Origin of the sequence: Pantoea sp. 18059 (assembly GCF_902706165.1) — a bacterium.
GTDB lineage: Bacteria > Pseudomonadota > Gammaproteobacteria > Enterobacterales > Enterobacteriaceae > Pantoea > Pantoea agglomerans.
Window position 1 is genome coordinate 1,314,805 of sequence record NZ_CACSJS010000001.1, and the last position, 24,785, is coordinate 1,339,589.

Below are 24,785 nucleotides of genomic sequence, written 5' to 3' on the forward strand. Positions count from 1 at the left end.
TCCGGAGGTTGTTATGAATTACGTGGAGAGTTATTACGCAGCGACCGCCAATCCGCATGCGCCCTGGCCGACATTACAGGAGAGCATTCAGTGTGACGTCTGCATTATTGGCGGCGGTTTCACCGGTCTTTCGGCGGCGCTGCATCTGACCGAGGTAGGCTATGACGTGGTTGTGCTGGAAGCGGCGCGGGTCGGCTTTGGTGCCAGCGGGCGTAACGGCGGTCAGGTGGTGAACTCCTACAGCCGCGACGTGGATGTGATTGAGCAGCGCTACGGTAAAGAGAGCGCCCGTATGCTGGGCAGCATGATGTTTGAAGGCGCTGAAATCATCCGCGATCGCATTAAGCGGTACGCGATCGACTGCGATTACCGGCCTGGCGGCGTTTTTGCGGCCCTGAATGCGCGCCAGATGGCGCATCTGCGAAAACAGAAAGCGTTATGGCAGCAGTATGGGAATCATGATCTGGAACTACTGGATGAGCGAGCCATTCGCCGTGAAGTCGCCACCGAACGCTACGTTGGCGGGCTGCTGGATCGGCGCGGCGGCCATCTGCATCCGCTGAACCTGGCGCTGGGGGAAGCGGAGGCGATCCGGCGACATGGCGGACGCATCTATGAACAGTCCGCGGCGACCAGTGTGGTTTATGGTACACCAAACCGGGTAAAAACCGCCCAGGGCGAGGTCAGCGCAACCTTTGTGATCTTCGCCGGGAATGCCTATCTGGCCCCGCAGCTGGAACCGCGACTGAGCAGGAAAAGCATGCCGTGCGGATCGCAGATTGTGGCAACCGAACCGCTGTCAACCGACCAGGCGTTGTCGCTGATGCCGAACAACTACTGTGTGGAAGATTGTAACTATCTGCTGGATTACTTCCGTCTGACTGCGGATAACCGGCTGCTCTATGGCGGCGGCGTGGTTTATGGCGCACGGGAACCGGCCGATATTGAAGCGTTGATCCGGCCCAAGCTGCGCCGCACTTTCCCGCAGTTGCAGAACGTGAAGCTGGACTTCAGCTGGAGCGGCAATTTCCTCCTGACGCTGTCGCGCATGCCGCAGTTTGGCCGGCTGGAGAAGAATGTCTATTTTATGCAGGGTGACAGCGGTCATGGCGTAACCAGTACGCATCTTTCCGGCAAGCTGATCAGCGAAGTGTTACGCGGCGATGCCGAGCGTTTTGATGCCTTCGCCCGCCTGCCTCACCTGCCGTTTCCCGGTGGGCGACGGTTTAAGGTGCCGCTGACGGCGATGGGCGCGGTGTGGTATGCGTTGAGGGATCGGTTAGGGGTGTGAACCCGTGTAACTAAAATCAAAACGACCTTTAAGATCATTGGTTATCTAAATTGTAACTGCATTAGATAGCTTGAGTCTTTATTCAACCCTGATTATGGGGGTTCCCCCCCCCATAACTATGAATGTTTAATGAGTATTGTCAGTCATTTTGTATCCCTTCCAGACCCACTCTTTACCTTGTGTAAATTGATCTTTAAGATAATCTGGCATGGCAAACTCAGGATAAACATCGTGCTTATCCGTTATAAAGAAACTGTCACCATATGCGCTGATATTCGCTACGGGATGGCAATTGTTGTCAAGGAGTGAGCATCCCATAAAATAATTTTTAGCCTTTGCTATTTTTAAAACATTGAGCAATGTTGGCGCAAAATTCACACTATTCTTTCCTTCGGCATCAATCACCTGATGCTGAACACCTTCCCAATACATAAGTAAAGGAATTTTATCAATAAAATAATTCTTTGGAGTATCAATGACCGATGTAAACTCTGGAGCCGGGAATGAGGCATGGTCAGAAGTTAGAACGAAAATGGTGTTTTTCGACATCCCACTGTCCTTAAGATATTTAATATAACGACCAACCTGCGCATCTAAATTATGGAATCTATTCAGTGCAATACTTCGTCCATCTTTGTATTTAATGTCAGGGCTATCAATAGTAAGATGAGTACCAAAATTATAAAGACCAATAAAGAATGGTGCTTTATCACTTTTGGTTTTTTTGATTAGGAAATCAATAAGTGCTTTATCACTTAATGGCTCTGTAGAGGAACCTTTAAACTGCATATCATCTGCACGTGTATAAACGCGGTCAAAACCTAGAGATGCCAGCATAGTATTAAGGTTAGCACCTTGATAATGAGGACTGATGAAGTAGGTGTTATAACCCTCGTCACGCAGAATATTTGGCAGTGTAGTTAACTTATTTAATGTATGAAGCACTACCTGTTCGGATGACAGTTGATCAAGACCTTTAGCTAATGAATCTGTCCCGCCTATATATTGATAGGTAGATGTCAATTGTCCTCGCAATCCCCGGAAAGTGGCAGCAGTATGATTGTAATAGTTTTTAAAAACCAGAGAAGAGTTAGCTAATTGATCAATATTAGGGGTAAGATCTTTGTATTTACCACCATAATAATCAATGATATTTGCTGACATACCTTCGACAAAGAAAACTACCACATTCGGTTTATGTGGTATTTTACTAAATAACTCTTCATCCTTTCCTTCTGACGGATAGATAGTGTAATGTTTAAATTCATTATATATCTTTTCACGCTCTGAACCATTTTCTTTCATAGCATCCAGCTTTCGGTTCATCTCTATATAATTATGCATTGTTGTCACAATAGAAAGCAAAGGCGAACGCCATTCTGAAAAAGAAGGTTCATGCTGGACATTCGCATAAACAATACCACAATATGATAATATAGCCCCAACACTAACTGCTTTAGTGAATTTTTTATTAATATAGCCTGAATTAGGACGACAAATTAAAAAAAGAACAAGAAAAACAGCAAAAGGAAAATAACTTGATGCTGAGATATTTATAAAATCAGCGGAATCTCTATTCCACAGTGATAAAACGGTTATAAATGCACCAGACTTCTGAACAAACTGAAGTTGTAATAATATGAAAAAAGCTAAAATTACAGAAATAAACCTAACTATGGAAAAATGTAATTTTGCAAACTTGACAAATAAAAAAAGAGTTACTTGAATAAAAAATATCTCAACAAGTGTTGGAAGTATATAAACCACTAAATTATATTGAACATACGTAACTGATGCATATACAGCAAGTAACAACCACACAAAACCCCAGCGACAATTGAACAGAAAATTCATTTTACAATCATTATTAGTTAAGTAATTTTTAGTATTATAATGCTTATGAGAGTTAGTGTGAACCCCCATAAACATCACGTATATACAAAATTTTTTTAGATAGGCATTTTAACCGGATCGTCATAGCGGTACTCAAAACCGAGTTCGCTACAGATGCGGGAACCATCAATCAGCTTGCCGCTATTCTTTTCCGGCTCGGGTGCGAACTGCGGCGGCTGCAGCCCAAGCTGGTGCGTGACCGCAGGATAGAAGGTGTCACGCGAGGGATGTTTCGAGGCACACAGATTGTAGACCCGTCCCCCTTTGGGCGACTGCAATAGCAGCGTGATCGCCTCAACGACATCATCCAGATGCACCAGATTGACGCCCTGCGAGCCATTGGCCACATCCTGCTTACCGGCGAGGAAGCGTCCCGGATGGCGCTTTGGTCCTACCAGACCGGCCAGCCGCACAATATCCACGCTGGTGCCTGGCAGATCGTGCAGCCAGTTCTCCAGTTTAACCAGCGTCTTTCCGGCCACCGTTTCTGCGTCCAGCGGGCTGTTTTCCCGCTTAGCGCCGGCGCTGCTGCCATAGACTGAGGTGGAACTGGTAAAGATAATGCGCGGTACCTTATAAACCAGCGCCGTATCGACCACATTCTGCACCGCCTGCAGATAGGCTTCGCCCCCTTCCGCAGTGCGGCTGGCGGGCAGTGTAACGATCAGCGCATCGACGTTGAATAGCGGCTCAATATCGGCGGCATCACAGAGCAGTTCCGGCGTCAGTTCCAGCTGGAACGCCTCAATGCCGCAGCGGCGTGCCGCGTCTACACCGTCTGGCGTGGTTTTGCTGCCGGTGACCTGCCAGCCTCGCGCAGTTAACGCCGTGGCCAGCGGCATGCCTAACCAGCCCAGTCCCACAATCGCGACCTTCTTCATTTTGACTCCTGACGTGAAACATCAACCCTGACTTCACCGTAGTTTGCCCCCGGATTGCAAACCAGAACAACCTGTTTCAGCGCTTTCCGAACCGCCCGTTTAAAAAAGTGTTGCCAAGCGCAGCCATCTTCGCTAGGTTAAACCCCACAAATGAATACTCATTCATCGACGAGATTATTATGACACGCGTTCAGTTCAACCATCATCACCACCATCATCCTGACTAGTCTTTCAGGCGATTGGTGCTGGAAGACTTTCAAGATCTTCCAGTGGTGTGAACGCAAGAGAACCCCCGGAAGATCGTCTTCCGGGGGTTTTTTTATGGGCTGACGTAACCACACATTCAGGACCGAATTAAGAGGACAGGAACCATGTTAGATAACACCCGTTTACGCATAGCTATGCAGAAATCTGGCCGTTTAAGTGATGATTCACGCGAACTGCTGGCGCGCTGCGGCGTTAAAATCAACCTTCAGCAACAGCGCCTGATTGCGTTTGCGGAGAACATGCCGATCGACATCCTGCGCGTGCGCGATGACGATATTCCTGGCCTGGTGATGGATGGTGTGGTCGATTTAGGCATCATCGGCGAGAACGTGCTGGAAGAAGAGCTGCTGTCGCGCCGTGCCCAGGGTGAAGACCCGCGCTACTTTACGCTGCGCCGCCTCGACTTCGGCGGTTGCCGTCTGTCACTGGCGATGGCGACAGATGCCGAGTATACCGGCCCGGAATGCCTGGATAAATCCCGTATCGCCACCTCCTATCCGCACCTGTTAAAACAATACCTCGACAAAAAAGGCGTCAGCTTTAAGACCTGTTTACTGAACGGTTCCGTGGAAGTGGCGACCCGCGCCGGTCTGGCTGACGCCATCTGCGATCTGGTCTCTACCGGTGCTACGCTGGAAGCCAATGGCCTGCGCGAAGTTGAAGTAATCTATCGTTCAAAAGCGGTGCTGATCCAGCGTGACGGCGAGATGCCTGCCGCCAAGCAGGAGCTGATCGACAAGATGATGACCCGTATTCAGGGCGTGATTAAAGCGCGTGAATCGAAGTACATCATGCTGCACGCGCCGAGTGAGCGTCTGGAAGAAGTGATCAGCCTGCTGCCTGGCGCAGAGCGCCCGACCGTGCTGCCGCTGGCAGGCGATGTCAGCCGCGTGGCGATGCACATGGTCAGCAGCGAAACCCTGTTCTGGGAAACCATGGAAAAACTGAAAGCGCTGGGTGCCAGTTCGATTCTGGTGCTGCCTATTGAGAAGATGATGGAGTAAGCCATGGCCTTTTCTACCCCGATTGAGTGGCAGCAGTGCACCCCCGAACAGCAGCAGGCGCTGCTGTTACGTCCTGCTATCGCCGCCTCTGAAAACGTGACGCTGACGGTGCGCGATGTGCTGGAGCAGGTAAAGCTGAACGGTGATGACGCTCTGCGCCAGTTCAGCGCCCGCTTCGACAAAGCGCAGGTGGATAACCTGCGTGTTACCGCGCAGCAAATCGCAGAGGCCAGCTTACGTCTGAGTGACGAGCTGAAGCAGGCGATGGCTGTCGCGGTGGGCAATATCGAAACCTTCCACAACGCGCAGATCCTGCCGCCGGTGGATGTGGAAACCCAGCCAGGCGTACGCTGCCAGCAGATTACCCGTCCGGTGAAATCGGTCGGACTCTATATTCCTGGTGGTTCCGCCCCGCTCTTCTCCACCGTGCTGATGCTGGCGACCCCGGCCCGTATCGCGGGCTGTGGCCGCGTGGTGCTCTGTTCGCCGCCGCCGATTGCCGATGAGATCCTGTATGCCGCCCAGCTGTGCGGCGTAGAAGAGGTGTTCCAGGTAGGCGGCGCGCAGGCCATCGCCGCGATGGCCTTCGGCACCGAAACCGTGCCACGCGTGGACAAGATTTTTGGCCCGGGCAACGCCTGGGTGACAGAAGCGAAACGTCAGGTAAGTCAGCGACTCGATGGCGCGGCGATTGATATGCCAGCGGGTCCTTCTGAAGTGCTGGTGATTGCGGATGAAGGCGCCACGCCCGCGTTTGTCGCGTCTGATTTGCTTTCACAGGCAGAGCATGGTCCCGACTCGCAGGTGATTCTGCTGACGCCTTCATTAAAGCTGGCCGAGGCGGTCGCGGTCGCGGTTGAGCAGCAACTGGCGCAGTTGCCGCGGGCTGCCACAGCGCGTCAGGCGCTGGAAAGCAGCCGCCTGATCGTGGCGCGTGACCTTGAGCAGTGTGTCGCGATCTCTAATCTCTACGGCCCGGAGCACCTGATTCTGCAGACGCGTCAGCCGCGCGATCTGGTGGAGTCGATCACCAGCGCCGGTTCGGTATTTTTAGGTGACTGGTCGCCGGAGTCCGCGGGCGATTACGCCTCTGGCACCAATCACGTGTTACCGACCTACGGTTACACCTCGACCTGTTCCAGCCTGGGCCTGGCCGATTTCCAGAAACGCATGACGGTGCAGGAGCTGACGCCGCAGGGCTTCCTGAACCTGGCCGCCACCATTGAAACCCTGGCCGCCGCCGAGCAGCTGGATGCCCATAAGAATGCCGTCACCCTGCGCGTTGCCGCACTGAAGGAGCAAGCATGAGTCAGGATATTGAGCAGCTGGCGCGCGCCAATGTGCGCGCCCTGACGCCCTATATGTCGGCGCGTCGTCTGGGTGGCAACGGAGATGTCTGGCTCAATGCCAACGAGTTTCCGCTGCCGGTGCCGTTTGAGCTGTCGCAGCAGACGCTGAACCGCTATCCGGAATGTCAGCCTAAACTGGTGATTGAGCGCTACGCGGCTTATGCAGGCTTAACGCCGGAGCAGGTGCTGGTGAGCCGTGGCGCAGATGAAGCCATCGAACTGATCATGCGTGCCTTCTGTGAGCCGGGTCAGGATGCGATTCTGTTCTGTCCACCGACCTATGGCATGTACAGCGTCAGCGCCGAAACCATCGGCATTGAATACCGCACCGTCCCGGCCCTGACCGACTGGCAGCTTAACCTGCCTGCTATTGCAGAGCAGCTGGATGGCGTCAAAGTGGTTTACCTCTGCAGCCCGAACAACCCGACCGGCAACCTGATCAATCAGGACGACATCCGTCAGCTGCTGGCAATGACCGCCGGTAAAGCGCTGGTCGTCGCAGATGAAGCCTATATTGAGTTCTGCCCGCAGGCGACCCTGACCGGCTGGCTGAAGGATTATCCGCATCTGGTGATCCTGCGTACGCTTTCTAAAGCTTTTGCGCTGGCTGGCCTGCGTTGCGGCTTTGCGCTGGCGAATAAGCCGGTCATCGACCTGCTGATGAAGGTGATTGCGCCCTACCCGCTGGCCACACCGGTTGCCGATGTCGCCGGTCAGGCACTGAGCGACCAGGGAATTGCGCTGATGCGTGAACATGTGGCACAGCTGAATGAGAACCGTAGCTGGCTGCAGGCTGAACTGGCTCAGCTGGCCTGCGTTGAGCAGGTTTTCTCCAGTGAAACCAACTATGTGCTGGCGCGCTTTACCGATTCACCAAAAGTCTTCAAAACCTTATGGGATCAGGGCATTATCCTGCGTGATCAGAACAAAAATCCGGGCCTGTCGGGATGCCTGCGCATCTCCATCGGCACGCGTGAAGAGTGCGAACGAGTGATCGCCGCGCTGCAAGCCTTTTCTGTGGAGCAAGCATGAGCCAGAAGACCCTTTTTATTGACCGCGACGGTACGTTAATCTCTGAGCCGCCTGAAGATTATCAGGTGGACCGCATGGATAAGCTGGCGTTTGAGCCAGATGTTATCCCGGCGCTGCTGGCACTGCAGGCCGCCGGTTATCGCCTGGTCATGATCACTAACCAGGATGGTCTTGGCACCCCGGGTTTCCCGCAGGCCGATTTCGATGGCCCGCACAATCTGATGATGCAGATCCTGACCTCGCAGGGCATTGCGTTTGACGATGTGCTGATCTGCCCGCACATGCCGGACGATCACTGCGACTGTCGCAAGCCAAAAACCCGAATGGTGGAAGCCTGGCTGGCCGAAGGCGCGCTGGATACCGCCAACAGCTACGTGATTGGCGATCGCCTGACCGATGTTCAGCTGGCGGAGAACATGGGCATCCAGCCTATCCGCTACGGTGCTGACGGCCAGAACTGGCAGACTATCCAGCAGCGTCTGACCCAGCGTGACCGCCATGCGCTGGTGCAGCGCAACACCAAAGAGACACAGGTGCGGGTAGAACTGTGGCTGGATCGCGAAGGCGGCAGCAAGATTAATACCGGCGTGGGTTTCTTCGACCACATGCTGGACCAGATCGCCGTACACGGCGGGTTCCGCATGAACATCGAAGTGAAAGGCGATCTCTATATTGACGATCACCACACGGTGGAAGATACCGGTCTGGCACTGGGCGAAGCGCTGCTGAAGGCGCTGGGCGACAAGCGAGGCATTGGCCGTTTCGGCTTTGTGCTGCCGATGGATGAATGTCTGGCGCGCTGCGCGCTGGATATCTCCGGCCGTCCGCACATCGAGTTTAAAGCGGAGTTCAACTATCAGCGCGTGGGCGACCTCAGCACCGAGATGGTCGAGCACTTCTTCAGCTCGCTCTCCTACGCCATGATGAGCACCCTGCATCTTAAAACCAAAGGCAAGAATGACCATCACCGCGTCGAGAGCCTGTTTAAAGCCTTTGGCCGTACGCTGCGTCAGGCGATCCGCGTTGAGGGCACTACGCTGCCAAGCTCGAAGGGAGTGCTGTGATGAACGTGGTGATCATGGATACCGGTTGCGCCAACCTGTCGTCGGTGAAATGGGCGATTGAACGTCTGGGCTACACCCCGGAAGTGAGCCGCGATCCCGATGTGGTGCTGCGTGCCGACAAACTGTTTCTGCCCGGCGTCGGCACCGCGCAGGCGGCAATGAATCAGCTGGAAGAGCGTGACCTGATCGATCTGGTCAAAGCCTGTACCCAGCCGGTGCTGGGGATCTGCCTGGGTATGCAGCTGCTGGGTCGCGGCAGCGATGAAAACGGCGGCGTGCCGACGCTGGGGATTATCGATGAGCCGGTGTCATTAATGGACACGCACGGCCTGCCGCTGCCACACATGGGCTGGAACCAGATTACCGCGCAGGCGGGCAATCATCTGTTCCGTGGCATCGACGAAGGCTGCTATTTCTACTTCGTCCACAGCTATGCCATGCCGGTCAACGCCAGCACTATCGCCCAGTGTCACTACGGTGAAGCTTTCACCGCCGCGGTGCAGAAAGATAACTTCTTTGGCGTCCAGTTCCATCCTGAACGCTCGGGCAAAGCGGGCGCGCAGCTGCTGAAAAACTTCCTGGAGATGTAATGATTATCCCCGCGTTAGATTTAATTGACGGCAAAGTGGTTCGTCTGCATCAGGGCGATTATGGTCAGCAGCGCGATTACGGCAGCGATCCGCTGCCGCGTCTGCAGGATTACGTTCGCCAGGGCGCGACCGTGCTGCATCTGGTGGATTTAACCGGCGCGAAAGATCCGGCGAAACGCCAGATCGCGCTGCTGAAAACCCTGCTGGATGGCGTTGATGTGACGGTGCAGGTCGGTGGCGGCATTCGCAGCCGTGACGATGTTCATGCGCTGCTTGAAGCCGGAGCGAGTCGTGTGGTGGTCGGTTCCACCGCGGTGAAACAGCCTGAAGAGGTAAAACGGTGGTTTGCGGAATTTGGCGCAGAGGCGATTGTGCTTGCGTTAGATGTGCGCATTGATGCCAGTAACCGCAAAGAAGTGGCAATCAGTGGCTGGCAGGAAGCGGCGGGTGTCACGCTGGAAGAGGTGATTACCGACTTTCAGCAGGTGGGCCTGAAGCACGTGCTGTGCACCGACATTTCTCGCGACGGCACCCTGAGCGGCTCCAATGTTGCGCTCTATCAGGAAGTGACGGCGCGCTTCCCGACGATTGCTTTTCAGTCCTCGGGTGGCATTGGCGACCTCAATGATATCGCCGCCCTGCGCGGCAGCGGCGTTCAGGGCGTGATTGTCGGACGTGCGCTGCTGGAAGATAAATTCACTGTTTCGGAGGCGATCGCATGCTGGCAAAACGGATAATTCCCTGCCTGGACGTACGTGACGGCCAGGTGGTCAAAGGCGTACAGTTTCGCAATCACGAGATCATCGGCGACATCGTACCGCTGGCGCAGCGCTATGCCGCCGAAGGTGCCGACGAGCTGGTGTTCTATGATATCACCGCCTCATCCGATGGCCGGGTCGTCGACAAAAGCTGGGTATCGCGGGTTGCGGAAGTGATCGATATCCCGTTCTGCGTCGCGGGCGGCATTAAAACCCCGGAAGACGCAGCGCGCATTCTGGAGTTTGGCGCAGATAAGATTTCGATTAACTCGCCGGCGCTGGCCGACCCCACGCTGATCACCCGCCTCGCGGACCGTTTTGGCGTGCAGTGTATTGTGGTCGGGATCGATACCTGGTTTGATGAAGCCAGCGGTAAATATCAGGTGAATCAGTATACCGGCGACGAAGCGCGCACCCGCGTGACACAGTGGGAAACGCTGGAGTGGGTGCAGGAAGTGCAGAAGCTGGGCGCAGGCGAGATCGTGCTGAACATGATGAATCAGGATGGCGTGCGTAACGGCTATGACCTGGTGCAGCTGAAGAAAATGCGTGAAGTCTGCAAAGTTCCCCTGATCGCCTCTGGCGGCGCAGGCACCATGCAGCACTTCCTGGATGCGTTTACCGAAGCTAACGTGGATGGTGCTTTAGCCGCCTCGGTATTCCATAAGCAGATTATTAATATTGGTGAGCTGAAGAGCTTTCTGATCGACAACGGAGTGGAGATTCGCGCGTGCTAACTGAACAACAACAGGCCCTTCTCGACTGGGATAAAACACAGGGCATGATGCCGGTCATTGTCCAGCACTTCGTCTCAGGCGAAGTGCTGATGCATGGCTACATGAACCCGGCCGCGCTGGAGAAAACGCTGGCAGAAGGCAAGGTCACCTTTTTCTCCCGCACCAAAAATCGTTTGTGGACCAAAGGCGAAACCTCCGGCAATTTTTTGCAGGTCGTGAGCATCACGCCTGACTGCGACAATGACACCCTGTTAGTGCTGGCGGATCCTATTGGCCCGACCTGCCATCTGGGCACCACCAGCTGCTTCTCACCGGCGGTCCCTGAGTGGACGTTCCTCTATCAGCTTGAGCAGTTGCTGGCTTCGCGCAAAACCGCCGATCCTGAAAGCTCCTACACCGCACGACTCTACGCCAGCGGCACCAAACGCATCGCGCAGAAAGTGGGTGAAGAAGGCGTTGAAACCGCACTGGCCGCCACGGTCAACGATCGGGATGAACTCACCAACGAAGCGTCTGACCTGGTCTATCACCTGATGGTGCTGTTGCAGGATCAGGATCTCGACTTCCGCGCCGTGATCAACAACCTGCGTGACCGCCATAAGTAACTGTGCAATATGCTGCTCAGAATTTCGTTTTTTATGCGGATTCTGAGCAGTCTTCAGCTCATTCCTCACGTCCATCCGGCACAATGACGGCAACTCAAACCTCAGGGAGAGAACCGTGACCACCCATGAGAAATTAATCGCCCTGCTCGACCAGCACCAGGCACGCTATCGCCTGATGGAGCATGAGGCGACCGGTAAATGTGAAGCGGTCGCGGCGATACGCGGCACCAAAATCGGCCAGGGTGCTAAAGCGCTGGTCTGTCATGTGAAAGGCAACGGCGTTAAACAGCATGTACTGGCGGTTTTACCTGCCGATCATCAGGCCGATCTGGGCAAAGTCGCGGCCGCGGTCGGAGGAAGACGCGCCTCACTCGCCAGTCCGGCGGAAACCGATCTGCTGACCGGCTGCGTATTCGGGGCGATACCACCGTTCAGCTTTCATCCCGACCTCAGACTGATTGTTGACCCCGCGTTGTTTGAACGTTATCCGGAGATCGCGTTTAACGCCGGTCTGCTGGAACGCTCAGTGATCCTGAATACCGAAGATTATCGCGCGTTATGCGCGGCTGACGTGGTGAAGATTACGCAGTAATTGCCATCCCGGCAGCCCGGCGATACTCTGCATAATCACTCATCACGACAGAATAAGAGCAAAATCATGAACATTTTCACTCAACGCCTGCGTCAGACGCTGGCTGTGGCCGTTATGGCAGGCTGCGCTTTTGGCGCGCAGGCAAAAATCGAACAGGTGCGTTTCGCGGTCGATCCGACCTATCCGCCATTCGAATCGAAAACGCCACAGGGCAAGCTGGTCGGCTTTGATATTGATCTGGGCAATGCGCTTTGTACTCAGATGCAGGCAAAATGTGTCTGGGTTGAAAGCCAGTTTGACGGCATGATCCCGGCCCTTAAAGCGCGTAAATTTGATGCCATTCTGTCCGACATGGGCATTACCGAAGAGCGCCTGAAGCAGATTGATTTCACCGCGCCGCTCTATGACACCCACACCCAGCTGATTGCCCGTAAAGGTGCTGGCATATTGCCCACCGTTGAATCCCTGAAAGGAAAAACGGTCGGCGTAGAACAGGGAACGGTTCAGGAGCGCTATGCGCTGGCGAAATGGCAGCCTCACGGTGTGACCGTAGTGCCTTATGGCGATCAGGCACAGGTTGAAAGCGATCTGGTTTCAGGCCGACTGGATGCGGTATTCACCGATGCGGCACAGGCTGCCATCGGCTTCCTGAAGCATCCGCAGGGCAAAGATTTTGAACTGGCTGGCCCGATTATACAGGATCCGATCATCGGCCCCGGCACGGCGATTGGCCTGCGTAAAGGCGATACCGAGCTGAAAACCGCACTGGATAACGCCTTCGTCGAAATCAAAAAGAATGGCACCTTTGACCAGATTCAGAAGCGCTATTTTGCTACGGATATCTCTATCCAGCCTTAACCTCGCGGTCGCCCTTTTTCATCCTCAACGCGATCCGGCACTATACTTTAACTTTTTCAGGACGGCGCGCTGTCGTCCTTTGCCGATTAAAGGACATTAACACGGTATGCATCAACAACATCATCCACTGTTAAGCGCCTCTTTAGGCACCCAGCGTGAAATCATCAGTTTCCATTTCGCGGAAGACAACGAGCGTCAGGTCTATATCCAGGCTGCGCTGCATGGCGACGAACTGCCCGGTATGGCAGTGGCGTGGTTTTTAAAGCAGCGACTACAGGCGCTGGAGTCCGCCGGTCAACTTAAAGCCGCTTTTACCCTGGTGCCGGTTGCCAATCCGCTGGCGCTGGGACAGCACTGGCATGGCACCCATCTGGGCCGATTCCATACGCTCTCTGGCCAGGACTTCAACCGCCGTTTCCCGTCACTCGGTACTACCCTGGCGGCCGGGCTGGCTGACAGTCTGACTCAAAGTGAATCGCAGAACCGGAGCCTGATCCGCGAGGCGATTGATCGCCACTATCGCGATACCGTGCCAAAAACCGAGCTGGATGCGCAACGCCACACGCTGATGCGGATGGCCAGTCAGGCCGATCTGATGATTGACCTGCACTGTGACTGGGAAGCCGTGCCACATCTCTACACCACGCCGCACGCCTGGCCGGACATTGAACCGCTGGCGCGCTGGTTAGGCAGCGAGGTGCAGCTGCTGGCGCAGATCTCTGGCGGTGAACCGTTTGATGAAGCCTGTTGCGAACCCTGGCTGACGCTGGCGGAACGGTTTGGCAAAGATTATCCGATGCCACGGGGATTGCTGCCGGTGACGCTGGAGTTGCGCGGTGTACGTGATGTGTCGCCTGAACAGGCGGAGAAAGACGCGGAGGCGATTATTTCAGCGCTACAGGAAGGCGGTTATATCGGCTACAGCGAGCCTGCGATTTCCGTGGAGGTGGCGGCACCCGTGATTGGCGGCGACGAACTTGTCCCGGCGAGCGCGGGCGGAGACGATATCGTGGCTATCAATGACGGCCCGATTGGTTTAAACGTGCCAGATATCGCTGAAGCACCTGGAGAAGCTGGCGTCATCAAAGAGCGTCACAGCGAAGGATCGGCGGCAGCCTCCCCTGCCCTGAAAAATCCACCTACGCCATTAGCGGGCTGCGAATACATTCACTCACCAGTATCCGGTCTGATCCTGCATCGTAAACCGCTGGGCGCAAAGATTCGGCCAGGAGAAGTGGTGGCGGAGATTGTTGATCCGATAACCGACCAGATCACCCCGCTGGTGACGGAACATGGCGGTATTCTCTATGCAAGACACTGGGCTAAGTTTGCGACGGCAGGTATGCTGGTTGTGAGGCTGGCAGGTGAGCGAGAGATTCGGAGCGGGGATTTGCTGGTAGGATAAAAAAAGGGCTTCCCGAGGGAAGCCCTTTTTAGTGATTAATCTAACCACTCGGTGTGGAAAACACCGTCTTTATCAATGCGCTTGTAGGTATGCGCACCGAAGTAGTCACGCTGCGCCTGAATCAGGTTAGCAGGCAGCACTTCTGAACGGTAGCTGTCGTAGTAAGCGATCGCCGCAGAGAAGGTTGGCGTCGGGATACCGTTCTGAATCGCGTAGGAAACCACATCACGCAGCGCCTGCTGATACTGATCAGCGATATCTTTGAAGTACGGTGCCAGCAACAGGTTAGCGATGCCTGCATCTTCTGCATATGCATCAGTAATCTTCTGCAGGAACTGGGCACGGATGATGCAGCCAGCGCGGAAGATCTTCGCGATTTCACCGTAATGCAGATCCCAGTTGTTCTCTTCTGACGCGGCACGCAGCTGTGAGAAGCCCTGAGCATAAGAAACGATTTTACCCAGATACAGAGCGCGACGAACTTTCTCGATGAACTCCGCTTTGTCACCGGTGAAGGCCTTCGCCTGTGGACCGCTCAGTACTTTAGAGGCTGCCACACGCTGGGTTTTCAGCGAGGAGAGGTAACGAGCGAACACAGACTCAGTGATCAGTGACAGAGGTTCGCCGAGATCCAGTGAACTCTGGCTGGTCCATTTACCGGTACCTTTGTTCGCTGCTTCATCCAGAATCACATCAACCAGGTATTTACCTTCTTCGTCTTTCTTGGTGAAGATATCTTTGGTGATGTCGATCAGGTAGCTGCTCAGCTCGCCGTTATTCCACTCGGTGAAGGTTTCAGCCAGTTCTTCGTTGTTCAGACCCAGCGCGCCTTTCAGCAGAGCATAGGCTTCAGCGATTAGCTGCATGTCGCCATACTCGATGCCGTTGTGAACCATCTTCACGTAGTGGCCCGCGCCGTCCGGACCGATGTAAGCCACACAGGCTTCGCCATCTTCTGCGCGTGCAGCAATTTTATCCAGAATAGGAGCAACCAGCTCGTAGGCTTCTTTCTGACCGCCAGGCATGATAGATGGGCCTTTCAGTGCGCCCTCTTCACCACCGGAAACACCGGTACCGATGAAGTTGAAGCCCTGGTCTGAAAGCTCTTTGTTACGACGGATGGTGTCTTTATAGAAGGTGTTACCGCCATCGATCAGGATGTCGCCTTTATCCAGGTGTGGAGTCAGGGAGGCGATTGTCTTATCGGTCGCTTCACCCGCCTGAACCATCAGCAGGATACGACGAGGTTTTTCCAGCGATTCGACAAACTCTTCAACGGTGTAAAAAGGAGCAAGTTTCTTGCCCTGGTTCTCGGCGATGACTTCATCAGTCTTTTCGCGTGAACGGTTAAAGATAGAAACAGTGTAACCGCGGCTCTCAATGTTAAGAGCCAGGTTGCGGCCCATCACTGCCATACCTACAACGCCGATCTGTTGCTTGGACATCTTTTACTCCTGTTATATAAAACGTAATGAATACGTTTAGAACTATATATCACATAGAAGATAATAACTTACTGAATGAGAAGATAAATAGCATTTGGTGCCATTAGTTAAAATCTTAACAGTGCGCTGACGGCAAATTTATTTAGAAAAACTTCCATCCATGTTTATTAAAGAATTTAAACATCGAATGTGAGAAAAGGAGTATATGCTTAAGACCTTTCCTGGAAACATTACCACCATGGTGGATTATTTTCACATCCGGAACATAAGCAACCTCAGTAACCTGACGAGCTCGTAAACTCAGGTCTGTATCTTCAAAATATAAAAAAAAGTTTTTATCAAAACCATTCAGTTGCAAAAGAACGTTATTTCTGAAAAACATAAAACAGCCACTAACACTATCTGGCTGCCACAAAACTGTCTCAGATTGCGTTTCTTTCATCATGCAGTATGTTTCAAGTTTATTTTTGAATAAATGATGGAGTGATTTTGGAAGAAAAGCGCGAAGAAATAATGTGAAAACATTTGGATAACGCTTGCAAAGATATTGCCTATCGCCATTTCTCCAAAAAGCCTGCGGTGATAACAAGCCACAGCCTTTATTTTTTTCCATAAAAACCAGAGCATTAGACAAAGAGTCATCTGTAAAAATAACATCAGGATTAAGAATCAGATGATAATCATAATCTTCAGAAAAAGTAACATTATGGCCCCGACCATAGCCCAGGTTTTCACCACTTATGATGATTTCACAAAACTGGAATTGATCAACAACTTTGTTATGGAGTGGCTTTAATTCTTTATAACCGTTTTCTACAATCACAAAATCGTAACGCAGATGATCAATGTAAGATGCGGCCTTTTTAAATGATTCAAGTAATTCAAGTATATCATCATCAATATAGTAACAAACAATTGAAACTCGCAAAGAAATCTCACGTTCGGGATTGTTGGAGTTTATTTCATTTGTTTGAGAATTATTGACTGTATCTTCCGTGGATGCCACGTAAACCATGCATAACTCCCCTGAAAATCATCTTTAACTCGAGCGACTTGTTTCGAGATGCAATAATGTAAAAGGACATCTTTACTATTAATTTAAATGCATCTACCACTTTCCAGTTAAAAGGGATGTAGTTACGCTTGTATAATAGCAAAGCATTTCGAGCCTGATAGTAATGTCTGAGGGGAGAATGAATAGCAATTGAGTTACTTAAAAAATTAACTCTTTCATCGCCTAACGTATGTGTCATATGGGCGTTACAAGCTCCATAACTCTTAAAGCCTTTACTCTTAGCCCTTAAAGCCCATTCAACATCCACATAATCAATAAAGAGCGTATCGTCCATCAAGCCAACTTTTTGAATACTTTCGACGGATATTAATGAACCAGAAGAAATTAGATGATCAACAATAACACATCCATTATCATCTGGCTTAAGTTTTTTATCAATCTTTAACCCTCTAATTTGGATAAAGCGTGACCGCACATTGTTATTTACGTCTAAAAATTGTGGTCCCACCGCTGCAGCATCTGGGTATTTAACCAAAACTTCCTGTAAGGAAGACACCATATCATTTGCAGGTAAACTATCTTGATCCATCAGTAATATATTTTTATATCTATTGATGATGGCATGATTTATACCTATATTTTGAGCTGCCGCAATTCCTAAGTTGCTATCGCACAAGATAACTTCAATGTGCTTATCAAATTCGAAAGCCATATTTTTCAGTGCATAATTATTATCCGAAGCATTATCAACAATAATAATATCGACATTACTTTTTGACAATATATTAACTTGAGACATTAATTGCTCAAGCTGTGGATGATAAGTAACAATGATTGCGAGGGTGTTATTTGGCATGTGATTATCTAATAAAAGGGCCAAAGGCCCTTATTTGATACAGCTGCGATAGATATCTTTAAGCTCTTCGTATTGCTCGCCGAATGATCGTATGTGTGAATGAGGCAGTTGTACTACGTCAGTTTGTGGCAAATAGGAGAAATGCGCTATGGTTTTTTTAACACATTCCAGAAGCGTGCCACCATCATTATTAAAAGGGATAATAAACCCATTTTCGCCGGGTATAATATCTTCTACAGCACCACCCGCATCTGAGGTAATAACCCAGACGTTTCTGATTAGCGCTTCACGTACAGTCAATCCAAAACTTTCTTTAGACTGAGTTGGATATAAAAGAACATCGATAGAATTGAAAAATTCGTCCATGTTATCCTGTGAAAAAGCAGGCACAACTTCAACATTTTTCAATCCGGCTAGATCGCTCTCATGGAAAGACTTAAAACCAAGGTTAAGTGCATTATCAACGATTATTAACTTACCTTCATTTTCTGCTATATGATTAAATGCATATTTTATTAAGTGATAACCTTTTATGTCTGTATTTCCTCCCGCATACCCGAATCGTAATGGTCGGCCAGGAACTTTAGGCGAAATACTCTGAGGATAAGTAACTCCATTTTTATTAAGCAGAGCTTCAGTAAAACCTTCTTTACGATAAAGCTCAGTGGTAAACATACTTGGAGAAATTATCTTAGTAGCAAGAGATAGTGCATCTCTTTTCTTCATTTCCAGATAGTCCATTTTTGCTGGAATGTTGCCATTCGTATCGTCACTACTTCCACGGGACTTGTGATCTTCTTTAAAGCTCAATATAAATTGATGCTCATATAACCACCAATAATCATGTGTAGTTACAACGATGGGGATATTACGTTCAGCGCATATCCGTAGCATAGTAATGCCAAGCCCTTGAATAGAATGATAATGTACAATATCTGGTTTAACTAGATCCAGTACATCTGTAAACGCTTTATCTATATCAGGGTTAATAACCTGACGGTTTTCAGAAAGTAAGTTGGGCAAAACAATACCATAACAATCCTGGCCGTAGGCTTCGTATCGTCGAAGAGTATTAGCAGCACCATATTCTTCTGGTAAAGAAGTTAATATATGAATATTAAATTCTTTATCATTAACGAAGCATTTATTCAAAGCCTCTGCTACAACAGTCGCTCCACCAAAAGAACGTGGATTATAATAGCAATTGACAGAGAGAACATGCTTAACCTTATTATTATTTAAACGCTCAAAATCCTTAATAATTATGGAAGCTTGTTCACGGGCAATGCTTTCAGGTGAATAGTGTTTCAAAACAGACTTTTTAGCGTTTTCACCGACATTCTTTCGTAATAAAGGATCTTCAATAAGCATCTTAAATGATGCCTCCCATTGCTCTGTGTCATAACAGAGAAAACCATTCACTCCATTTTCTATTACGGAAATAAAGTTTGGACGAGGAGAGCAAACACTTGGCAAACCTAAGATTGAAGCTTCCAGATACTTAATATTTGATTTTGAGTCGTTGAAAATATAATTTTCAAGTGGCGCAATACTAATATCACACTCAGCAAGAATCCTTAAATAATCTGCATAAGGACAAAACCCTATTCTTTCTATTTGATTTTTTACTTTATCAAACTTGTCAGGTAGTTCTAACATACCCGCTAAACGTAAATGAACATTAGGAGAAGAAACAAGAATATTATAGATGGCATCTGAAGCTTCTAAAAAGTCTACATTATGAGTACTTGTTCCAGACCCATAGACAATACGAATTATATCATCAGTTTCACTTTTTCTTATTTCTGGGATAGATTCTGCTGTTTCAATTGTTTCAGGATCAAGCGCATTTTCAATGACTATTGATTTACTAGCTCCTGATTTTAACATAGCTTCTGCCAGAGGCTCAGTCGATGCAATGACGCCTTTACAACGCATCATTGCATCATGGTATAACCTGGCACCATCTATTAACCCTTTAAAGGTTTCTTTATCAAGCTCATTTAACGTTTTACTTTTAAGAAGTATGTCTTCATCGAATATCAGATCATCGACTTCCCAGTATGTTTCTAAATTTAAACGTTTACACTCATCAAAGAGTGTCATCACTGTTTCAAACGCAGGTACACGATAAAAAATGATTATCGAATGATACTGTAAAGCCTCCATACAACCAATTAAGTCGGTCCAATTCAGAGTTTTGACAGGAATTCCTAGCTGTTTAAATAAATCGACTTTCTGATCTACACGATATTTCTTACACTGAGGAATAGACATTTCAGCAATAATAAGTACTCGTGGTAAGAGCAAAGATTCGTTATTTAACATTACAGCTGGGAGAGTTTTAGCTGATAAAACACTTTGTGACGCGGATTGTAAGTTATTAATATGATATATCTTGCGAACAATCCCTTTAAGCCCATTCTTTTTATATAGAGAAAGTGTTCGATTCACACTTCCTTTTATGCCATAACTAGAGACCACACTTTTTGCAACTTTAGCCGCTTTCTTAACGCGACGCGCGTTAAGAACTGCCTTTCTCATAGGCGCAGTAATTTTCCAGCTAGTGGAGGTCAGCAGAGCATTATTTTCAAAGGATAATCTATTTGCTAGCTCAGACTGATTGTTTAGTTGCGCCTTAAGATCGTCAATTTCAGTTCGTAGTACATCTTCAATTCTTTTATAAAGATTAATTTGCCTTGCGCTTACAGATAACTGATCGGATAAGCTGGCATTCTGCGTAACAAGTTCTTTCCACTCCATTTCCGGAAAGACACTTAGATTACTCCATGGGTTTTCTGTTTGTTCTGGCGCTTTAAATACGCTGCCATTTAACTCGAGATTACCAACTACTACTTCTTCATCCTCACCAACAACGTGACGTAGACCTAATAAATTCTCTTTTCTAGATTTTTTTGTAATTATACATAATGAATTTATGAAAGTGACGGAGTGAATTTCTGAATAATCAACATTATCTAGTTCTGCACTATGATAATGTTTAAATAATGAAGAGAGGTAGTCTGAAGCAGAACGCTCAATACCCCAGTGTTCAAAATTGGTAATATCAGCAAGTTTTTTCAAAAAGGCCATAGAAGAATATGGGTCATAAAGTCCTCCTTCCCATTCTTGCCAGTAACTACAGTGTAGGTCTTCAACAATATAAACACCATCCTGCTCCAGCATAGGGAAGTAAAGTAAAAAAGACTTTATTATATCTGATGAATTGTGCGAACCATCATCTATTATCAAATTATATGAAGGGGTAATTTCACTAATTTTGTTTTTAATTTCTAATGTAGAAGAGTTCCCGATCAAAACTTTAATCGATTTATTTTCGTATTCAAGACGAGCACAATCAGGATTAATATCACAACCCACTATGTTTTCAGCATTTGGAAAATATTTACTCCATATTTCCAAAGACCCGCCATTCTGGACACCAATTTCAAGAAGATTTTTTAGAGTTTTTTGTTGTCTGGAAAGGATATTATGATAAGTTTCAAGATAAATATCCCATTTATCGGATGATTTACCATGATGCTCCTGATAGAGCTCTTTTAAATTTTTCATTCTTGTCTCAGCTTAACTTTATCAAATTTAATTCCAACCAGTCCCCAGCGTACTTCACTGGATGATACATTAATGATCATAGCATCATGAAGCCAGTGATGCTGAACATGATTATTCAAATCTCCGTTTGCAAGGGAGACCATTAGTGCATATTCACCATTAGGTAGCATTGGCAATGTAAATTCAAATGTGGCATGAATCTTACTATCCGCAGAAGCAACCAACGGTTTTTCAGTAGTGAAGGGTAACGTATTTTCTCCAAATAATACCTGCCCCAAACGGTCCTTTACTAAAAAACCAATAATTGGCGAGTCAAAATCCTGATAAATGTTAGCCCTGACAGATAACTCAACTTTTTCGCCTCCTTTAAAGAGATTCTTGCTTTTATGATCTTTATTGATAAATGACACATCTGTTATTTCTGCAGCACCTGTTTTCCATCCATTAGCTTCAGAAAGGTTGTTAGCAATCCCATATTGAACCTTATAATCGATAGCTGGGGTTTCATTTAATTCTTTAGGGGTTAAATGCTTGTCGTTTTCTTCTAATGTTGCTTCACTATCTTGTTTGATACTTTCGAGATGTGTTTCATCTCCATAAACTTCCTGCAGAGTATATTGCAGATATTTTTCTGCAACTTGCTTCGCCGTTCCTGAAGTTATCATTTCACCTTTGTGTAGCCAGATAGCTTTATCACACAGGTTAATGACAGAGTTAGTATCGTGGCTAACGAAAAGTAATGTTCCATTTTCTTTAAATTTTCGTATAAATCGCATGCATTTCTGTGTAAAAACTGCATCACCTACGGCAAGCGCTTCATCGATAACCAATATGTCTGCATCTACATGTGCGATGACAGCAAATGCAAGACGCACATACATACCACTTGAATAGGACTTAACCGGTTGATCTATATAATCACCAATATCAGCAAAGGCTAATATTTTTTCATATCGATCGCGGATCTGTTCATTGGTTAATCCGTATAGCGACGCTGCCATGAACACATTTTCATGCCCGGTAAACTCAGGGTTAAAGCCCGCACCAAGTTCGAGCAATGCAGCAATACGTCCATTGACTGTTACACTGCCATTCGTCGGAGTCAGTGTTCCACATATCATCTGCAGCAGCGTCGATTTTCCCGATCCATTCCGTCCGATGATGCCTACTGTTTCCCCCTTTTTGAGGGAAAATGTTACATCCCGAAGCGCCCAGAATTCTCGATACATTTGTTTATGCGATCTATAGAACATCTGCATAAGACGATGCTGAGGTGATTCATAAATCTGATAACATTTACTCAACCCAGCGACTTCAATGATATTATCAGATGACATCAGCAAATCCTTTACGTGTTTTCTGAAACCACAAATATCCTAACCATGCCAGAATCGCATTTATAATTAATCCTTTAATATAAGGGATTATTTCAGGAACTTTTCCCCAATACATAACATCACGCGTTTGCTCGATAAAATGGGCTAACGGATTTAAAGATAAAAGCGGTCTTACTGAATCTGGCAGTGCCGAAGTAGGGAAAAAGATAGGTGATAAGAACATTAAAACCATCGTTAAAATCCCGACGATTTGACTCACATCTCTTAGGTATACTCCAAGTGAAGCTAGTATCCAACTGATGCCCATTATCATAAACATCAGAGGAAGCAAAATAAAGGGTAACAGCAGAATTGTTAAATGTGGCATCCCGACTTCAAATACATAAAATGTTATCCATACAATGCAACTGATCGCAAAATGAAACAATGCAGCGCAAAGATTTACCCATGGCAATATTTCTAAGGGGAAGATAACCTTTTTTACATAGTTTGAATTGGCAAGAATGATGCCAGGCGCCCGGTTTATGCATTCCGAAAATAAATTAAAAATTATTAATCCGGAAAATAACAGTAACGCAAAAGACGATTTAGAAGTATGACCTTCACTCCACTTAGCCTGAAACACTACGCTAAAAATAAACGTATAAACGACTAACATTAATACAGGAGTGAAAAACGACCATAACAAACCCAATACTGAGCCCCGATAGCGGCTAATAACTTCTCTTCTAGTCAGTGTATAGATTAATCTTCGATTAGACACTGGCGATTTAACACATTGCCACGTCATTTTAAGAAGCGAATTCATTCAAAGACCTCAGCTCCGGAAAATAAAGAAGCAAGCTTATCTTTTTCTGATAGCAGGACCTCATTTTTCGGCCACTCAATATTGATTGAAGGATCGTTCCAGACAATGCTACGCTCATTTTCTTTTGAATAAAAGTTAGTGGTTTTATAAACAAATTCAGTATTATCAATGAGTGTTAAAAATCCATGTGCAAAACCTTCCGGTATCCATAATTGCCTTTTATTTTCACTGCTAAGTTCAACACCAATCCATTGACCAAAAAACGGAGATTGCTTGCGTATATCAACCGCTACGTCAAACACAGCTCCCGCAACACAACGTACTAGTTTACCTTGCGCATAAGGATTAAGTTGATAGTGCAAACCGCGCAAAACACCTTTGCTTGATTTAGAATGGTTGTCCTGTACAAAATCAACATGCCTGCCGACAGCTTCATCAAATTTTTTCTGACTAAAGCTTTCAAAAAAGAACCCACGTTCATCGCCAAACACAGCAGGCTCAAAAATTTTAACATCAGGAATTTTAGTATCGATAATCTTCATTATAAACGCCCTTCCACCAGCGCCATCAAATATTTGCCATATTCGTTTTTTAGATACGGCTTAGCAAGTTCCTGTAATTGCGCTTTATCAATAAAGCCCATTCTGAAGGCAATTTCTTCCGGACAAGCTACTTTCAGGCCCTGTCTTGATTCTATAGTCTGAATAAAGTTGTTCGCTTCCATCAGACTCTGATGCGTACCGGTATCAAGCCAGGCATGACCGCGGCCCATAATTGATACAGAAAGTTTGCCTTGCTCCATGTAGATACGGTTAATGTCCGTAATCTCGAGTTCACCACGAGGTGAAGGCTGCAGGTTTTTCGCCATTTCCACAACACTGTTGTCGTAAAAATAGAGCCCAGTAACGGCATAATTACTGCGAGGGTTCTCAGGTTTTTCCACCAGCGAAATAGCTTTACCCTCCTTATCAAATTCTACAACACCATAACGCTCAGGATCGGTAACGTGATAAGCAAAGACGGTAGCGCCATCATCCTTCAATGACGCAGCTTCAAGCTGCTTGTAGAGGTCATGCCCGTAGAAAATATTATCGCCGAGGATAAGTGCGACTGAATCATCACCGATGAACTCTTCACCAATGATGAACGCCTGAGCCAGGCCATCCGGACTCGGTTGCACTTTGTACTGAATTGAGATGCCCCACTGAGAGCCATCACCTAGTAGGCCTTCGAATCGCGGCGTGTCCTGCGGTGTGCTGATAATCAGGATATCGTTAATTCCTGCAAGCATCAGCGTGCTGAGTGGATAATAAATCATCGGCTTATCATAAACCGGAAGCAGTTGCTTACTGACTGCCATTGTTACCGGGTAAAGACGCGTTCCTGAGCCGCCAGCGAGAATAATACCTTTATTCTTTTTCACAA

23 protein-coding genes and 1 other annotated feature are annotated in these 24,785 nt (G+C 48.2%); of the genes, 13 read left to right on the forward strand and 10 right to left on the reverse strand.

Annotated elements, in window-relative coordinates; genetic code table 11:
- Positions 1 to 13 precede the first annotated feature (13 nt).
- Complete coding sequence (locus GVJ63_RS06220) at positions 14 to 1,291, forward strand: FAD-binding oxidoreductase (protein ID WP_010248052.1); 1,278 nt, start codon at positions 14 to 16, stop codon at positions 1,289 to 1,291.
- Positions 1,292 to 1,417: 126 nt separating this feature from the next.
- On the opposite strand, the gene GVJ63_RS06225 is transcribed toward GVJ63_RS06220, so the two are convergent.
- Positions 1,418 to 3,145: an LTA synthase family protein gene (locus tag GVJ63_RS06225; protein WP_159226577.1), complete on the reverse strand. Its 1,728-nt coding sequence runs from the start codon at positions 3,143 to 3,145 to the stop codon at positions 1,418 to 1,420.
- Positions 3,146 to 3,240: 95 nt separating this feature from the next.
- Positions 3,241 to 4,065 (reverse strand): SDR family oxidoreductase, encoded by an 825-nt coding sequence (locus GVJ63_RS06230; RefSeq protein WP_010670958.1) that lies wholly within the window; start codon positions 4,063 to 4,065, stop codon positions 3,241 to 3,243.
- A gap of 179 nt (positions 4,066 to 4,244) precedes the next feature.
- Here GVJ63_RS06230 and hisL point away from each other — a divergent pair, with 179 nt between their 5' ends.
- The 12 genes from hisL (at position 4,245) to GVJ63_RS06290 (ending at position 14,326) form a co-directional block, all read left to right on the forward strand.
- Positions 4,245 to 4,292, forward strand: coding sequence for a his operon leader peptide (hisL, locus tag GVJ63_RS06235; protein WP_100396937.1), 48 nt, complete (start codon positions 4,245 to 4,247; stop codon positions 4,290 to 4,292).
- Positions 4,268 to 4,388, forward strand: a sequence feature (His leader region). Its footprint overlaps the gene before it by 25 nt.
- A gap of 48 nt (positions 4,389 to 4,436) precedes the next feature.
- Positions 4,437 to 5,336 (forward strand): ATP phosphoribosyltransferase, encoded by a 900-nt coding sequence (gene hisG / locus GVJ63_RS06240; protein ID WP_004571317.1) that lies wholly within the window; start codon positions 4,437 to 4,439, stop codon positions 5,334 to 5,336.
- 3 nt (positions 5,337 to 5,339) lie between these two features.
- The gene (gene hisD / locus GVJ63_RS06245; protein ID WP_010670959.1) at positions 5,340 to 6,644 is read left to right on the forward strand and encodes a histidinol dehydrogenase; all 1,305 of its coding nucleotides are present in this window, start codon (positions 5,340 to 5,342) and stop codon (positions 6,642 to 6,644) included.
- On the forward strand, positions 6,641 to 7,717 hold the full coding sequence (gene hisC / locus GVJ63_RS06250) for a histidinol-phosphate transaminase (RefSeq protein WP_010248060.1): 1,077 nt from the start codon (positions 6,641 to 6,643) through the stop codon (positions 7,715 to 7,717). Before hisD ends, hisC begins: the two co-directional genes overlap by 4 nt.
- A complete protein-coding gene (hisB, locus tag GVJ63_RS06255; protein WP_158149180.1) occupies positions 7,714 to 8,781 on the forward strand; it encodes a bifunctional histidinol-phosphatase/imidazoleglycerol-phosphate dehydratase HisB in 1,068 nt (355 codons plus the stop codon). Before hisC ends, hisB begins: the two co-directional genes overlap by 4 nt.
- Positions 8,781 to 9,371 carry an imidazole glycerol phosphate synthase subunit HisH gene (gene hisH / locus GVJ63_RS06260; protein ID WP_008926061.1) on the forward strand — a complete coding sequence of 197 codons (591 nt, stop codon included), beginning with the start codon at positions 8,781 to 8,783 and terminating at the stop codon, positions 9,369 to 9,371. Before hisB ends, hisH begins: the two co-directional genes overlap by 1 nt.
- Entirely contained in the window at positions 9,371 to 10,108 is a 738-nt protein-coding gene (hisA, locus tag GVJ63_RS06265; protein ID WP_031591331.1) for a 1-(5-phosphoribosyl)-5-[(5-phosphoribosylamino)methylideneamino]imidazole-4-carboxamide isomerase, read from the forward strand. The genes hisH and hisA overlap by 1 nt, the downstream gene beginning before the upstream one ends.
- Positions 10,090 to 10,866 carry an imidazole glycerol phosphate synthase subunit HisF gene (hisF, locus tag GVJ63_RS06270; RefSeq protein ID WP_010248068.1) on the forward strand — a complete coding sequence of 259 codons (777 nt, stop codon included), beginning with the start codon at positions 10,090 to 10,092 and terminating at the stop codon, positions 10,864 to 10,866. The genes hisA and hisF overlap by 19 nt, the downstream gene beginning before the upstream one ends.
- Positions 10,860 to 11,471, forward strand: a complete 612-nt coding sequence (hisIE, locus tag GVJ63_RS06275; protein ID WP_031591333.1) for a bifunctional phosphoribosyl-AMP cyclohydrolase/phosphoribosyl-ATP diphosphatase HisIE — start codon at positions 10,860 to 10,862, stop codon at positions 11,469 to 11,471. The genes hisF and hisIE overlap by 7 nt, the downstream gene beginning before the upstream one ends.
- A 115-nt stretch (positions 11,472 to 11,586) precedes the next feature.
- The gene (locus tag GVJ63_RS06280; RefSeq protein ID WP_064690206.1) at positions 11,587 to 12,063 is read left to right on the forward strand and encodes a YbaK/prolyl-tRNA synthetase associated domain-containing protein; all 477 of its coding nucleotides are present in this window, start codon (positions 11,587 to 11,589) and stop codon (positions 12,061 to 12,063) included.
- A gap of 66 nt (positions 12,064 to 12,129) precedes the next feature.
- A complete protein-coding gene (locus GVJ63_RS06285) occupies positions 12,130 to 12,921 on the forward strand; it encodes an ABC transporter substrate-binding protein (protein ID WP_010248077.1) in 792 nt (263 codons plus the stop codon).
- 106 nt (positions 12,922 to 13,027) lie between these two features.
- Positions 13,028 to 14,326: a succinylglutamate desuccinylase/aspartoacylase family protein gene (locus tag GVJ63_RS06290; protein ID WP_159226578.1), complete on the forward strand. Its 1,299-nt coding sequence runs from the start codon at positions 13,028 to 13,030 to the stop codon at positions 14,324 to 14,326.
- A 35-nt stretch (positions 14,327 to 14,361) separates the two neighbouring features.
- On the opposite strand, the gene gndA is transcribed toward GVJ63_RS06290, so the two are convergent.
- From gndA to rfbA, 8 genes are all read right to left on the reverse strand, one after another.
- On the reverse strand, positions 14,362 to 15,771 hold the full coding sequence (gene gndA / locus GVJ63_RS06295) for an NADP-dependent phosphogluconate dehydrogenase (RefSeq protein WP_010248093.1): 1,410 nt from the start codon (positions 15,769 to 15,771) through the stop codon (positions 14,362 to 14,364).
- Positions 15,772 to 15,913: 142 nt separating this feature from the next.
- Positions 15,914 to 16,786: a glycosyltransferase family 2 protein gene (locus GVJ63_RS06300; protein ID WP_111534030.1), complete on the reverse strand. Its 873-nt coding sequence runs from the start codon at positions 16,784 to 16,786 to the stop codon at positions 15,914 to 15,916.
- Positions 16,749 to 17,585 carry a glycosyltransferase family 2 protein gene (locus tag GVJ63_RS06305; RefSeq protein ID WP_181451918.1) on the reverse strand — a complete coding sequence of 279 codons (837 nt, stop codon included), beginning with the start codon at positions 17,583 to 17,585 and terminating at the stop codon, positions 16,749 to 16,751. Before GVJ63_RS06305 ends, GVJ63_RS06300 begins: the two co-directional genes overlap by 38 nt.
- Before the next feature lie 87 nt (positions 17,586 to 17,672).
- Positions 17,673 to 21,215, reverse strand: coding sequence for a glycosyltransferase (locus GVJ63_RS06310; protein WP_159226579.1), 3,543 nt, complete (start codon positions 21,213 to 21,215; stop codon positions 17,673 to 17,675).
- Positions 21,212 to 22,552 carry an ABC transporter ATP-binding protein gene (locus tag GVJ63_RS06315; RefSeq protein ID WP_010670970.1) on the reverse strand — a complete coding sequence of 447 codons (1,341 nt, stop codon included), beginning with the start codon at positions 22,550 to 22,552 and terminating at the stop codon, positions 21,212 to 21,214. Before GVJ63_RS06315 ends, GVJ63_RS06310 begins: the two co-directional genes overlap by 4 nt.
- Complete coding sequence (locus tag GVJ63_RS06320) at positions 22,542 to 23,360, reverse strand: ABC transporter permease (RefSeq protein ID WP_111534034.1); 819 nt, start codon at positions 23,358 to 23,360, stop codon at positions 22,542 to 22,544. The genes GVJ63_RS06315 and GVJ63_RS06320 overlap by 11 nt, the downstream gene beginning before the upstream one ends.
- Complete coding sequence (gene rfbC / locus GVJ63_RS06325; protein ID WP_010670972.1) at positions 23,357 to 23,902, reverse strand: dTDP-4-dehydrorhamnose 3,5-epimerase; 546 nt, start codon at positions 23,900 to 23,902, stop codon at positions 23,357 to 23,359. The genes GVJ63_RS06320 and rfbC overlap by 4 nt, the downstream gene beginning before the upstream one ends.
- Positions 23,902 to 24,783: a glucose-1-phosphate thymidylyltransferase RfbA gene (gene rfbA, locus GVJ63_RS06330; RefSeq protein ID WP_010670973.1), complete on the reverse strand. Its 882-nt coding sequence runs from the start codon at positions 24,781 to 24,783 to the stop codon at positions 23,902 to 23,904. Before rfbA ends, rfbC begins: the two co-directional genes overlap by 1 nt.
- Positions 24,784 to 24,785: the final 2 nt, after the last annotated feature.

Bases quoted from the DNA above. Each gene is read 5' to 3' on its own strand.
- GVJ63_RS06285 (WP_010248077.1), top strand. From the start codon at position 12,130: ATGAACATTTTCACTCAACGCCTGCGTCAGACGCTGGCTGTGGCCGTT.
- hisA (WP_031591331.1), top strand. From the start codon at position 9,371: ATGATTATCCCCGCGTTAGATTTAATTGACGGCAAAGTGGTTCGTCTG.
- hisF (WP_010248068.1), top strand. From the start codon at position 10,090: ATGCTGGCAAAACGGATAATTCCCTGCCTGGACGTACGTGACGGCCAG.
- GVJ63_RS06290 (WP_159226578.1), top strand. From the start codon at position 13,028: ATGCATCAACAACATCATCCACTGTTAAGCGCCTCTTTAGGCACCCAG.
- GVJ63_RS06320 (WP_111534034.1), bottom strand. From the start codon at position 23,360: ATGAATTCGCTTCTTAAAATGACGTGGCAATGTGTTAAATCGCCAGTG.
- hisG (WP_004571317.1), top strand. From the start codon at position 4,437: ATGTTAGATAACACCCGTTTACGCATAGCTATGCAGAAATCTGGCCGT.
- rfbC (WP_010670972.1), bottom strand. From the start codon at position 23,902: ATGAAGATTATCGATACTAAAATTCCTGATGTTAAAATTTTTGAGCCT.
- hisB (WP_158149180.1), top strand. From the start codon at position 7,714: ATGAGCCAGAAGACCCTTTTTATTGACCGCGACGGTACGTTAATCTCT.
- hisC (WP_010248060.1), top strand. From the start codon at position 6,641: ATGAGTCAGGATATTGAGCAGCTGGCGCGCGCCAATGTGCGCGCCCTG.
- gndA (WP_010248093.1), bottom strand. From the start codon at position 15,771: ATGTCCAAGCAACAGATCGGCGTTGTAGGTATGGCAGTGATGGGCCGC.
- GVJ63_RS06300 (WP_111534030.1), bottom strand. From the start codon at position 16,786: ATGGTTTACGTGGCATCCACGGAAGATACAGTCAATAATTCTCAAACA.
- hisD (WP_010670959.1), top strand. From the start codon at position 5,340: ATGGCCTTTTCTACCCCGATTGAGTGGCAGCAGTGCACCCCCGAACAG.
- GVJ63_RS06315 (WP_010670970.1), bottom strand. From the start codon at position 22,552: ATGTCATCTGATAATATCATTGAAGTCGCTGGGTTGAGTAAATGTTAT.
- GVJ63_RS06305 (WP_181451918.1), bottom strand. From the start codon at position 17,585: ATGTCTCAAGTTAATATATTGTCAAAAAGTAATGTCGATATTATTATT.
- hisH (WP_008926061.1), top strand. From the start codon at position 8,781: ATGAACGTGGTGATCATGGATACCGGTTGCGCCAACCTGTCGTCGGTG.
- GVJ63_RS06225 (WP_159226577.1), bottom strand. From the start codon at position 3,145: ATGAATTTTCTGTTCAATTGTCGCTGGGGTTTTGTGTGGTTGTTACTT.
- GVJ63_RS06310 (WP_159226579.1), bottom strand. From the start codon at position 21,215: ATGAAAAATTTAAAAGAGCTCTATCAGGAGCATCATGGTAAATCATCC.
- GVJ63_RS06220 (WP_010248052.1), top strand. From the start codon at position 14: ATGAATTACGTGGAGAGTTATTACGCAGCGACCGCCAATCCGCATGCG.
- GVJ63_RS06230 (WP_010670958.1), bottom strand. From the start codon at position 4,065: ATGAAGAAGGTCGCGATTGTGGGACTGGGCTGGTTAGGCATGCCGCTG.